Consider the following 11108-nt stretch of genomic DNA (forward strand, 5'->3'; position numbering starts at 1 on the left):
AGTCGTCAAGCCAAACGAGCTGACAGACGATCTACTCCGCGGACGGCCGCCCACGACCAGCACGAGCACCCCGAGCATCGACAGCCATCCACTGTCCTGACACCTCGTGACGAGTCGAGATGCGCTACGGCTCGCGCGGTGCGGCAGCGCCAGCCGGGGGCGGCCTGTGCTGCATCGGCAGCTCCACATGGAGCTTGTACCCACCGTCGACTGTGCACTCGGCGGCGATCGTGCCGCCGAGGAGTTCAGCGCGTTGGCGCAGGCCGGCGAGGCCGTGGTGGGCGCTGGGCAGGGGTAGTGCCGGCCGGGTGGGGGCGGTGTTGATGACGGTGGTGTGGAGGGCGCCGTCCCTGTGGTGGATGTACACCCTCGCCGTGGCGCCGGGGGCGTGTTTGCGGACGTTGGTCAAGGCTTCCTGGACGGAACGGTAGACAGCGCGTTGAATGCTGGGCGGAAGGTCTTCGGGCAGGTCCGTCTCCAGTTCCGCTTCGATTCCACTGCCGCCGACCAGTTGCTGCAGGTCGGCGATGGAAGGCTGGGGAGTGAGCTCTGTGGGGCGGCTGCCGGATGCGCGCAGCACGCTGACCATGTGCCGCAGTTCGTCCAGGGTCTGCACGCTGAGCCGTCGGATCGTGGCCGCGGCCTTTCTGGTCTCGGGATCCCGGCTGCCCACCTGGAGTGCTCCGGCCTGTACCGCGATGAGGCTGACTTGGTGGGAGACCACGTCGTGCATCTCCCGGGCGAGTTGTGCGCGTTCCTTCGCCAGGACGCTCTGGGCGGTCAGCAGCCGTTCGTGCTCGCGGGCCTCGGAGATTTCAGACAGTCGAAGGGACAGTTCGAGTCGGGCCTGCACGAGCTGTCCCAGGAAGACGGGGGCGACTGAGACGGCCAGGGTGTAGGTGAGGTGGACCAGACTGGAGGTCTCGGCAAGGTCGGCCGCCTCCAGGGACGACCACGGCCAGGGCAGGAAGTCCGTGATCGCGTAGGCCAGGGCGCAGCCGGCCAGCAGGATGCGGTGGCGGCTGAGAGAGGAGAGCGTGTACAGCGCGGCCAAGGTTGCGAATACCGCGTCGGAGACCATGGCGGTGGGGAGTGTGAACACGAAGGTCGTCAGTGGCAGGCGGCGACGCAGCGCGAGGGCAAGCGCGGCGAGCAGCGCGCAGGCCGTGGCCGCGTGCTCCTCAATCTCGATGTGGGCCCAGGCATCAGCCAGCGACGCCCCGATGAGGGCGGCGTCCAGCAACCGAGCCGGCAGGCGTCGGACGTTCAAAGGGTGTCCCCATCCCGTGGTGGCGGCAGGAGGCCCGCGCGTTCGGCGATCAAGGCCGCCTCGACGCGGCTGCTGACCCGCAGTTTGCTGAGAACGGCGCTGACGTGGCCTTTGACGGTGCCGGTGCTCAGGTGCATCCGTTCGCCGATGTCGGTGTTGGCGAGCCCCGCTGCTATCAGTATGAGGACGGCACGCTCGCGTTCAGAGAGCCGGGCAGCGAGTCGGACAGCGGAGGGTTCGCGCGCACCCTTGTCGAGGTAGCCGTCCACCACTGTGCGGGTGACCTTGGACGACAGTACGGTCCCACCCTCGGCCAGGGTTCGTACCAGGTAGGGGAGATGCTCGGGGTCGGTGTCCTTGAGTAGAAATCCGGCGGCGCCCGAGCGCAGGGCGGTCGCCACGTACTCGTCGGTGTCGAACGTGGTGAGCATGGCCACCACTGGAGGATGGGGGATACGACGAATGTTGGCCAGAATGGTGAGCCCGTCCACGTCCGGCATCCGGATGTCCAGCAGGACCACGTCAGGGTGCAGCTCGCCCACCGTCCGGACGGCCTGGCTGCCAGGTACCGCGGCGATGACCTCAATGTCCTCAACAGCGTTGAGAATATGCGTGAAGCCCAAGCGGATCAGGGCTTCGTCGTCGACCACCAGTACCCGGATCACGTGCGCTCCGCTCGTCGCATGCCCGCCTTTCGATCCTTACCACGCCCGAAGCCGTCTGTCGGCGACCGACGTGCGTTTCCCGCCAGACGGCGGCGCGGGTCCGGCCAGTCGGCCAGGTAACTCCGGCCAGTCGACGGGGCGCCTCTGGAAAGTCGCCGGGGTGGCTGGGACGACTGGTCGGTCGACCTTGAAGGCATGACGCAGAACGCATCGTTGACCCTGTCGGCACAGGTATCACGTGAGCTCGGGACGGATCGCTCGTCCACCCCGGTCAGCGCACCGTCGACGGGCCGGCTCATCGGTATCGACCTGGCCCGCGGGTTCGCCGTCTTCGGCATGTACTCCGCCCATGTCGGACCCGACGTGACGGTGGGCGGACCGATGGGGATCCTCCTGGAGTTGGCGCGGGGCCGCTCCTCCGCCCTCTTCGCCCTGCTCGCCGGCTTCTCGCTGGTCATCATCACCGGCCGCCCGCATCCGAGGACAGGGCGCCTCGGCCGGCGGGCGGTCGTCAGGATCGTGATCCGCGCCGTCATCCTCCTGGTGCTCGGCTACGCCTTGACCGCACTGGACACTCAGGTCGATGTGATCCTCAGCTTCTACGGGCTGCTCTTCCTGACCGCGCTCCCGCTGTACAGGTTGCGGGCAAGGACGCTCGCACTCGTCGCCGGCGCGGGCGCACTGATCTTGCCCCAAGTCCTGTACGCGGTAAGGAAATCGATCGAGGAGGGGAGTTGGGCGGATGCCATCACAGCCGGCGACCCGCTGGCCAGGATCAGCAACACAAACGGCATCATCGAACTTTTGTTCACCGGAGAGTATCCGGTTCTCACCTGGATTCCGTTCCTGATCGCGGGCATGGCGGTGGCCCGGCTCGATCTCTCTTGCTCCCGCATCCGCTCCCGGCTTGCCCTCACCGGCGGGGCACTCGCTCTCCTCGGCTACGGAGGCTCCTGGCTGGCCCTGCGCCTGGTCCCCCACGCTCTCTCCGCCGTCGCGGCCGCCACGGACGGCGGTTCGGCGTCGTCCGCGTGGTGGTCCGACAGCGTCGGCGAGCCACAGAACCGCACCCCGCTCGCGTGGTTGCTGGTGGCCGCACCGCACAGCCAGACGACCTTCTCCATCCTCGGCAACACGGGCATCGCCCTCGTGATGGTGGCCACGTGTCTGACGGTCGCCGCCCGCACACCGCGCCTCACGCGTCTGGCCACACCCATTGCGGCGGTCGGTATGACAGCGCTGACCGTCTACGTTCTCCACATCGTCGCTCTTTGGTTCTTCACCGACGTTTGGCACGTGGCCAGGGTCGAGGACGAGACCATGGCTGCCTTGCCCGTGCTGCTCTGCTTCATCGCGGGTGCCACGCTCCTGGCGACGGTCTGGACCCGGCTGTTCCGGCGCGGCCCCCTGGAGTACCTGCTCCACATCGCGACCCGGCCCGCCCAGCTCATCAAGTGAGAGACGGAGGCTCCCGCCCAGGCGGCGGCCCTGTGCGCCGTCATCGTCTGCCGGGGCCGCCGCCGTGGCACGGTCAAGGCTCCGCGGCGTCGACCATGCTGCCCAACTCGCCGCGCTGAAGCGCGAGCTGGGATCCATCGCCCAGGTCCGGCCGGTGAGACTGTCTCGACGCGTGTGAGCAGGCCACCGTCATCGTCGTGCAACCATCCCCGGCCGAACGGGCGGCCGTCTGGCTCGGCGTCGCCTCCACATCCGTCAGCGGCGGGATCCACTTCGCCTCTGGCACGCCGAAGCTCAACGACACGTACTTCAACACGGCGACGTACAACACCCCGTCGCGGAGAGGCTTGGTGGCCTGCCAGGAGATCGGGCGCACCTTCGGCCTCGACCACCAGGACCAGGACACGAACTTCGGCAACGCCAACCTGGGCACCTGCAGGGGGCGCGCCCACCTCAACCGGCACGACAACGACGAGCTGGCAACCATTTACGGGCACCTCGACTCGACGAGCACCGTCGACCAGTCCGCGGCCGTGCCGCTGGTGCGGGGGCGAGGAGGCCCATCGCTTCCCAGTGCCGCAGGACGTGCGTGGGGAGACCGAAGCGTTCCGCGACGGCCCCGATGCTCATCGCCGCGACTTCACCGCCGCTCGAACCCGCCGGCACCCTCACTGCCCGAGGGGACCGGGACGCGGTGGCCATCGCCGTTGGCGCGCACGCACCTGCCGGCCCTGTACTGCTATCTGGGGGACTTGCCTGTGCGGGAGTCACCGATCAGGCAGAGCGGCTGCCCTTTCTTGATCCACTCGGAGCTGGCAAGCGTATGGATCGTGGCTGGGGTGATGTTGGGGTTGGCGTCGAAAAGTCGGAGGTCAGCGGGGGCCTTCTCCCGGGGAAGGTTCGCCGCCTTGGCCCGCAGCTTCGACCTGCGGCGGCCCAGGGCGTCGTACTCGGCCATCAGCGGTTCGGCGACGAAGCTGCGGTAGGTCATAAGACCGAGGTCAAGGCGACGCATCCGGTGCGGCAGCCGGACGCTGCTCTTCGCCCCCCATACGATCACAGCTATGGGCGAACATCGGTCCGCAGCGGAGCCTCGTCGGCGGCCCCGTCAGGGTAGATGGTCGCGGCTGACGTCCTCGCGCTTCGTGCCGGCGGTGGTGATCTCGCTCATCGTCGCCGCACTGGCCGGTCTCTTCGTCGGTGCCTACGGCTGGGCGATGGCCAATCCCGTACCGCATCGTATCCCCGTCGCGGTGACGGGGAAGTCGGCCAGCGGCGATCGGTTCGTCGGTGCGCTGGAGTCCGCGCTCCGCACCTCGCTGATCCTGCACCCGTACTCCGACTACGGCAGTGCGCTCGCCGCGGTCGACGCGCAGAGGGAATTCGCGATCCTGCAGCGCCGTCCGGCCGGCGTGGAGGTCGACGTGGCGAGCGCGGCGGGTGCGTCGGTCGCCCGGGTCCTCGGCCAAAGCGCCCCGGACGTGGGTCGGGCGCTCGGTATCTCCGTCCAGGTCAGGGATATCAAGCCGCTTCCGGCCACTGACCCCCAGGGGCTCGCGCTCTTCTACATCGCCCTGGGCTCGACCATCCTAGGTTTCGTCGGTGCCATCCAGCTCGGGGTGCATGCCCAAACGCTGCGCCCCGCCGAACGGATCGCCACTACCGTCGGCTATTCCGTGCTGGGTGGCTTGTGCATTTGTGCCATGTCCGACTGGGTGCTCGGCGTGGTGCGGCTGCCCTTCGCCCAGTCGTGGGGCATCTGCACGCTCACCATGTTCACCGCCGGCATGATCTTTACTGCGTTCCATACCTTCCTGGGCCGCTGGGCACTTCTGCCGACGTGGCTGCTGCTCGTCATCCTCGGCAACCCCTCCTCCGGAGGCGCAGTTGCCTGGCCGCTGCTCCCTCCGGTCCTGGGCTTTCTGGGACGGTTCCTTCCACCGGGCGCATCGGTGAGTGCTCAGCGCAACGCAATCTACTTCCCTCACAACCAGCACATCGAGCCCTATGTCGTGCTCGCTGTGTGGTGCCTGGTCGGCATGTCGGTCTTCCTCGTAGGGCGTGCACGCCATCCAAGCGCTCGGGCGAGCGCACCGGCCACCGAGCCCGGTGCGGGATGAGCGTGAGGGTCGTCCGTCGCACGGGAACGGGGTGGCCGACCCAGGCGCGGGCGCTGCGACCCATGCTTGAACCAACGTCGTCAGCCGCCCCACCAATGGTCCTTTTGAAGCGTCGCTGTCCATCGGCCTCGAGCCGCGGCGGGGCCACTCGGCGACCCAATTGAAGCGCTCGCGGGCGCACCACTGCTCCGCCCCTGCCGCGGGGCGGAGCCGGGCGGATTGCCCGGTCCGGCGGCCGAGGTGCGGACCTGGCGATGCGCCGACGTGGCCCGGCGGCCCGGGGCCGGCACTCGGCCCACCGGCCTGGACCAAGGCCCATGTGGCGACGGAAAGTCGAGTGCGGCCTTGGCGTCGGGGTGATCACCAGTCAGTCCAGGTCGTACGAGCGCCGACACACCGCTGCTCGTCAAGCCGAGCGGACGGAGCGGGCAGCGCCTTATTTGGGGCCTTGGTATCGGGCATGGCTGGTGTGCCAGATGAAGGAGCGGGCGATGCCCTCCAGGGCGCGGGCGTGGGCTGTGAGCGTGCTCGGGGGATCGCAGGCGAGGCTCGTGATCCATCGCCGGGCGACGGCTGCTTCGTTTTCGCACATACCGCTGGCGCGTGCAAACGCCTCCTCGAGGCTTCCGCCGTGCCGCGCCCGCAGCAGCGTGGGCAGGCTCAATGGCTGCACCGGCCCTCGCGCCACCTCACGTTCGTAGGAGGCCAAGTCGTTGATCCAGCCCGCGAGATTGGCCACAGCGGTCTCCAGGTGCCGCACCGGCGCCAGCGCCCGCTGCGCGTCCGCCAGTTCGTAGTCCAGGACAATCTCCGCCGCGGCAATGATCGTCCTGACGAACACGGTGTGCGGACGCATCTCCAGATAGGTCGCGAGCGCAACCCTCTCCGGCTCCGCCACATGGTGTGCCTCCCAGACCAGAGCCATGATGGTGTCGCGCAGGCTTGCGGCAAGTCGGAGGTACGCGGCTGGGCCGGTCCGGGCCCGGAAACGGGCAAGCAGGTCGTACAGGGCGGCGGGGAACGGGCCCATGAGGGGAGGCGGGCTGCCGCTGGCCAGGACGAGCATCAGCTCAGCGGAGCGGTCGACAAGACCAACCGGGTCGCCGGCGGCGTTGCTCTCGCCGTGCACGTCGTCGAACGCGGTGAGCCACAGCAGGAGTTCCGCGAACAGCACCAGATCGTCCGCGTCGGCGGTCGGGAAGGTACGCGATGCTCCGTGACTCGTGATGTTCACCAGAACACTCCTGGCCCTGGCGGAGGGGAGCAGCGGGTACTCCTCCAGCCAGCCGAGGAGTTGGCGTTCCGTGTGATTCCCGTGCGGACTCGTGGGGAACGGACCGGGGAACGTGGCGGTGAAGTCCGGTTGAGGCAGCATCGTCGCCGCATCGCCGGTGCCGGTCATACGGCCTCCCGGTGGCGGCGCACGGGCGTCCGCGCCTCGGCGGTCATGCGCAACGTGGACGGATGCAGGGTGATTGCTCCGACCGGCCGAACGGCAGGTCCTGGGACGGGCCGCAGCCGCCAGCGGGACGCGATCAGGGCCGTGATCAGGGTCGCTTCGGCCAGGGCGAACTCGTTGCCCATGCATTGCCGCTTTCCGGCGCCGAAGGGAATGAACGCCCCCTTCGGGGGCTGCGGACGCTCTGGCAGCCAACGGTCGGGATCAAAGCGGAGTGGGTCCGGGTACAGGCCGGGGTCACGGTGCAGCGTGTAGGGGCTCCAAACGATGTCCTCCCCGGCCGGCAGATCCACGGCTCCGAGCCGCACCGGCTCGGTGGTCTGACGGGTCACCAGCCATGCCGGGCTGTACAGGCGCAGACTCTCGTTGACCAGTCTGCGGGTGAACGTGAGCCGCGTCAGAGTCTTCGTGGTCAGGGGCTCGTCCGTGAGGACCGTGTCGGCCTCGTTGTGCAACTGCCGCTCCAGGTCCGGGTTACGGCCCAGCTCGTGGAACAGCCAGGTCAAGGTGACCGCAGTGGTTTCCGAACCCGCCGCGAGCAGGCCCGTGACCTCGGACAGGATGTCCTCGTCGGCCAGCGGCGTACCGTCCGGCTCCTGGGCGGACAGAAGGAGCGACACGATGTCGTCGTGGGCTTCCGGCCGCGCCAGGTGGTCGGCGATGACCTCACCCACAGCAGCACGCATCACATGGCCGGCACGCCGCGCCCGCCGGTTCCCCCGGGTCGGCAGCCGTTCGAGGAGGGGAAGTGGCAGCAGGGCACGGCGGAGCGCCGCGGCGAAGAGGGTGTCGACGCTCGTGAGGATCGCGTGCCCGGTGTCGCGGTCGGGAATGGTGGAGAACAAGGCCCCCATGACGACGTTCTGCGTCATCAACTGCATCTCGGTCTTCAGATCCAGTGGCCCCATGCTCTGCCATGCCGCGATCATCGGATCGACTGTGGTGTGCATGGTCCGGACGTACTGGTCGACCTGTTGGTGGTGGAACGCGGGTTGCATCAGGCGGCGGCGCCTCAGGTGCCGGCTGCCCTCCGCGACCGGCAGGGCATCCTTGCCGAAGAGTTTCAGCTTCTCGAACAGGAGCCCTTTGCTGAAGTGCCCCGATTTGCTGGTGAGCATCTCCTGCAAGAGCTCGGGAGAGTTGATGACGGTCACCGTCTTCGGGCCGATCGAGATACGCACGATCGGCCCGTGCTCGCGCAGGCGCTGCAGAAAGGCCAGACGGTCCCTTGCCAGAGGCACCGCGTGTCCGATGAGCGGCACACGCCCTGGAGCGTATGGCGGAACGTGCAGGTCGGCGTTCACGGTTGGTGCCTCCGTCTGTGATCCGGGCTGAAGGGGTGGCGGGACGGTTCAGGGCCGGCGTGTCTGCAGCAGCTCAAGCGCGGCGGTCACCTCGGCCTGTGCCATGGCCTGGGGGGCGTAGAGGGTCTTGTCGTGCCAGAGGGCAGGGTGGTGGTGGCCGGAGGAGTGGACGGCTTCGCGCAGGACGTCCTCGGCGAGTTTCAGGGCCTGGGTGGCCTCTGGCCTGCCCGTGTGATCCGGGGAGTTGAGGAGGATGTTCACGGCATAGGCGGTCTCCTCGGCGGTGCCACCCCACACCCCCCAGGATCCGTCGTCGTTCTGAGCGGCCAGTACCCAGTCGGCGGCCGAGCGGACGGCGTCGCGGGTGGTCGGGCCGGAGTGTCCGGAGAGAGCAGTGACGCACCGTTCGGTGGCGTAATAGGGGGACGCGTGCCACTTGTCGCACCAGGCGCCGTCGGGCTGTTGCTGGGCGAGGAGCCAGTCGCGGGTCAGGTCCATACGGGCCTGGAGAGCGTCACCTGTCGTGGGCCGGTGGCTCAGCCAGGCGGTGAGCGCCTGGAGGGCGTGGGCGTTGGCTGTGCTGGAGCCGGTGTCCTCGCCGACATAGCAGTCGTAGTGGTCGCCGGCTTCGAAAGCGGACAGCGGGGAGGGATCGCGGGGTGAGCCGGCGAGGGCGGACACCAGCACCGCCATGGCGGTGTCGTCGGTGTCGGGCAGCAGGCCCGGGGCGCCGCGTACGCCGGCGGCGTCGTAGATCTCCGCAGCCCAGGCGCGGACGGGTGGCACACAGGTGGCGGGCAGGCCGGGACGGGCCAGGGCGGCGGCGACCCAGAGCCGCTCGAAGACGGAGATCGGCGTGGCCTCCGGGAAAAGACCGTCATAACGCTCCGCCACGGCGGTCAGTGCGGTGACCGCCTGTTCCCGGCCCGTGCCGGGACCGGTGGCCAGCCAGGCGGCGGTGGCGGCGGGGGAACTGCCCAGCAGCCCGCCCGGGACGCCAGGCACCATCTGCTGCAGGCGGCGCGCGACCCCTTCGAAGGTGTGGTGCAGCTTGAGTGGCACACCGCCGGCCACCTGGCACCGCTCGGCCACGCGGTCGGGCAGCGCCGCCTGAAATCCGCGCGGCTGAGCCAGGCGCTGCCCGCGGGCCCACGGGCCGAGCCGGGACAGGGCCGCGACCTCCGGTTGGTCCAGGTGGTCGTTGATCAGGATGACCAGGTCGGGGGCGAGGATCTCGATGGCCGCCGTGTCCGGCCACCCACCGGTCCTGGACAGGTCCCGCAGCGCGGCGAGCCCGTTGTCCACAGCCGCGGCGAGCCGCTCGCGCGAGACGCCTGCGGCCGTGTCCTGGCGCAGCGTGGACAGGAGGGCTTCCGTGGCGCTGAGCGTCGGCAGCAGCCGGTACGGCGCGGGGCCCTCTCCCCAACTGCCGGTGGCGGACTGCCGCTCCAGCAGCCACGTCAGACGGCGTTCGTGTCCCTCCAGCCATGGTGCCCAGGAGGTCACCCGGGCCGTCTCGTACACGGAGGGACGCACGTTGCCCCAGGGATCGTTGTCGACCGACGTCACCAAAATCCGGGCCCGCTCCACGTAGCTGTTCGTGTGCCGTGCCCGTATCGGGGTCGCCTGGCGGGATATGGATCTCATGACTGCCTTTCCGTGGCTATCCATACGATCTGTTTCAGCGTCTCGGCGACGTCCTGGGGCAGGTCTGCTTCTTCCAGCGTGGCGAGAGCGGTGTCTCGCCTGGCGGTGATCATCTTTTCGACCCGCTGCCGGGCGCCTGTGGTCTCCATGACGGTGCGGACCCGGTCGATGTCCTCGCTCCCCAGTTCCGGGCTGCCGACCAAGGTGCTGAGCAGCTTCAGGTCGGCCCCGGAGGCGTTCTGGACCGTGAGAGCCAGGAGCGCGGTGGCTTTGCCCTCACGGATGTCGTCTCCGACAGGCTTGCCGGTCTGTACCGGATCACCGAAGACGTTGAGCAGGTCGTCGCGCAGCTGAAACGCTTCTCCCAGCGGGATGGCGAAATCGGTGCAGGTCTGCAGCAGCTGCGGATCGCCGCCGGCCAGGGAAACGCCGAGGTGCAGGGGCCGTTCCACGGTGTATTTCCCCGTCTTGTACCGGGCGACCCGCAGCGCGGCCTCGACGTCGCCGGACATCCGGTCGGTCGACAGCAGATCCAGGTACTGCCCGTAGACCAGCTCGGCGCGCATGCTGTCCACCAGCGGCAGGACCCGGGCCCGTGTCCCGGTCCCGAGCCCTGCGCCCGCCAGCATTTCGTCCGACCACACGAGCAAGAGATCACCGAGGAGGACGGCGGCACCCCGGCCGTGCGCCTCCGCCTTGCTGAGCCGCCCACCGCCGCTCATGTACTCGGCGGCCAGCGCGCGGTGGGCCGAGGGCCGTCCGCGGCGGGTATCGCTGTCGTCCATGACGTCGTCGTGGATCAGGGCGAACGTCTGGAACAGCTCCAGGGCGGCGGCGACGCGAAGGACCGCGTGGAAGTCTCCCGATGCGCCTGCGGCCTGCCATCCCGCCACGCACAGCAAGGGGCGCAGTCGCTTGCCGTTGGAGAAGAGAAGTCGGCGGACGGTGGTGAACAGCGGCGCCATTTCCGGGCCGAGTGCTGCCCGCTCCTGCACGGCGACGAAGTCCTCGAGTACCGCGTCTACATCGTCACGAACGGATATAAGGGTCGGAATATCGGTGTCCCACGCGGTACCAGCCATCGATGCACGTACCTTCCTTGAAGCGAGAATCCCACGCAAAATCGCCCTTTTCCCGTGGCCGGGCAGAACACGGCCCCCGGGTTTGCACCCCGGGGGCGGTCGG

At 68.9% G+C, this 11108-nt stretch carries 10 protein-coding genes and 1 pseudogene; 2 read left to right on the forward strand and 9 right to left on the reverse strand.

What is annotated here, in order from left to right; all coding sequences use genetic code 11:
* Window positions 1–124: 124 nt before the first annotated feature.
* Window positions 125–1270: a sensor histidine kinase gene (locus ACWC91_RS24700; protein ID WP_450643185.1), complete on the reverse strand. Its 1146-nt coding sequence runs from the start codon at window positions 1268–1270 to the stop codon at window positions 125–127.
* Window positions 1267–1935, reverse strand: coding sequence for a response regulator (locus tag ACWC91_RS24705; RefSeq protein ID WP_141365611.1), 669 nt, complete (start codon window positions 1933–1935; stop codon window positions 1267–1269). Before ACWC91_RS24705 ends, ACWC91_RS24700 begins: the two co-directional genes overlap by 4 nt.
* 195 nt (window positions 1936–2130) lie before the next feature.
* Between ACWC91_RS24705 and ACWC91_RS24710 the strand changes: the two genes are divergently transcribed.
* Window positions 2131–3393, forward strand: coding sequence for a DUF418 domain-containing protein (locus ACWC91_RS24710; protein ID WP_450643186.1), 1263 nt, complete (start codon window positions 2131–2133; stop codon window positions 3391–3393).
* A 73-nt stretch (window positions 3394–3466) separates the two neighbouring features.
* Here ACWC91_RS24710 and ACWC91_RS24715 read toward each other — a convergent pair whose 3' ends face one another.
* The 3 genes and pseudogenes from ACWC91_RS24715 to ACWC91_RS24725 form a co-directional block, all read right to left on the reverse strand.
* Window positions 3467–3817 carry a hypothetical protein gene (locus ACWC91_RS24715; RefSeq protein WP_450643188.1) on the reverse strand — a complete coding sequence of 117 codons (351 nt, stop codon included), beginning with the start codon at window positions 3815–3817 and terminating at the stop codon, window positions 3467–3469.
* Between the two features lie 29 nt (window positions 3818–3846).
* Entirely contained in the window at window positions 3847–4095 is a 249-nt protein-coding gene (locus ACWC91_RS24720) for a MerR family DNA-binding transcriptional regulator (RefSeq protein ID WP_450643190.1), read from the reverse strand.
* A 46-nt stretch (window positions 4096–4141) separates the two neighbouring features.
* A pseudogene (locus ACWC91_RS24725) lies at window positions 4142–4384 on the reverse strand (ATP-binding protein); the annotation flags it as partial.
* A 73-nt stretch (window positions 4385–4457) separates the two neighbouring features.
* Between ACWC91_RS24725 and ACWC91_RS24730 the strand changes: the two are divergent.
* Window positions 4458–5513 (forward strand): ABC transporter permease, encoded by a 1056-nt coding sequence (locus tag ACWC91_RS24730; protein ID WP_450643192.1) that lies wholly within the window; start codon window positions 4458–4460, stop codon window positions 5511–5513.
* A 436-nt stretch (window positions 5514–5949) separates the two neighbouring features.
* On the opposite strand, the gene ACWC91_RS24735 is transcribed toward ACWC91_RS24730, so the two are convergent.
* The 4 genes from ACWC91_RS24735 to ACWC91_RS24750 are packed head-to-tail and all read right to left on the reverse strand — an operon-like array spanning window position 5950 to window position 11044.
* The gene (locus ACWC91_RS24735) at window positions 5950–6915 is read right to left on the reverse strand and encodes a (12E)-labda-8(17),12,14-triene synthase (RefSeq protein ID WP_281156633.1); all 966 of its coding nucleotides are present in this window, start codon (window positions 6913–6915) and stop codon (window positions 5950–5952) included.
* Window positions 6912–8276 carry a cytochrome P450 gene (locus tag ACWC91_RS24740; protein ID WP_281156634.1) on the reverse strand — a complete coding sequence of 455 codons (1365 nt, stop codon included), beginning with the start codon at window positions 8274–8276 and terminating at the stop codon, window positions 6912–6914. Before ACWC91_RS24740 ends, ACWC91_RS24735 begins: the two co-directional genes overlap by 4 nt.
* Window positions 8277–8324: 48 nt before the next feature.
* Window positions 8325–9923 carry a copalyl diphosphate synthase gene (locus tag ACWC91_RS24745; RefSeq protein ID WP_225080334.1) on the reverse strand — a complete coding sequence of 533 codons (1599 nt, stop codon included), beginning with the start codon at window positions 9921–9923 and terminating at the stop codon, window positions 8325–8327.
* A complete protein-coding gene (locus ACWC91_RS24750; protein WP_225080333.1) occupies window positions 9920–11044 on the reverse strand; it encodes a geranylgeranyl diphosphate synthase CldA in 1125 nt (374 codons plus the stop codon). Before ACWC91_RS24750 ends, ACWC91_RS24745 begins: the two co-directional genes overlap by 4 nt.
* Window positions 11045–11108 lie beyond the last annotated feature (64 nt).

The organism is Streptomyces sp. NPDC001204, assembly GCF_053598035.1.

Excerpts from the sequence above, each read along its gene's own strand:
- ACWC91_RS24710 (WP_450643186.1), top strand. The coding sequence starts at position 2,131 with ATGACGCAGAACGCATCGTTGACCCTGTCGGCACAGGTATCACGTGAG.
- ACWC91_RS24720 (WP_450643190.1), bottom strand. The coding sequence starts at position 4,095 with ATGGCCACCGCGTCCCGGTCCCCTCGGGCAGTGAGGGTGCCGGCGGGT.
- ACWC91_RS24730 (WP_450643192.1), top strand. The coding sequence starts at position 4,458 with ATGGGCGAACATCGGTCCGCAGCGGAGCCTCGTCGGCGGCCCCGTCAG.
- ACWC91_RS24735 (WP_281156633.1), bottom strand. The coding sequence starts at position 6,915 with ATGACCGGCACCGGCGATGCGGCGACGATGCTGCCTCAACCGGACTTC.
- ACWC91_RS24745 (WP_225080334.1), bottom strand. The coding sequence starts at position 9,923 with ATGAGATCCATATCCCGCCAGGCGACCCCGATACGGGCACGGCACACG.